We start from the raw sequence: 373 nt of genomic DNA, 5'->3' as shown, positions 1-373 counted from the left end.
GAGGGCATATAGCGCGAGTCGCACTGGCACGTGGTCACTTGTCAGCCACAGTGATGTGTACGCGCAGCCGCCGATAGCACAGGCGACCATCGGCGGCCAAACCATTGCACGTCGAATGGACGCCCCCTGTTGCAACGCACGCCGACTGGCGACCATCGCCAGCACGCTTGCCACGATCATGCCGATGGCCACCAAGGTCAGGTAGCTGGCCATGGTGGCCGGTGTCAGCCGTAGTCCCTGCTGCAGGTACACCATCAGCCAGCTGAACCCGATCACATTTGGAACGTAGCCGACGAATCCGATTATCGTTATGGCCACGAAGGTGCGGTTCAACATTAACTTACGGTAGCTAGGTAGCGGTGCCGGGAGATCC

General features: G+C 60.1%; 1 protein-coding gene. It reads right to left on the bottom strand.

Annotated features, from left to right (window positions below; all coding sequences use genetic code 11):
• The coding region (locus AC1DBD_RS17965; RefSeq protein ID WP_476982748.1) for a hypothetical protein at positions 1 to 336 on the bottom strand (336 nt) is incomplete at its 3' end.
• Positions 337 to 373 lie beyond the last annotated feature (37 nt).

This window comes from Arthrobacter sp. 10T419 (assembly GCF_056394105.1).
This window is presented reverse-complemented; position numbering and strand designations above follow the sequence as displayed.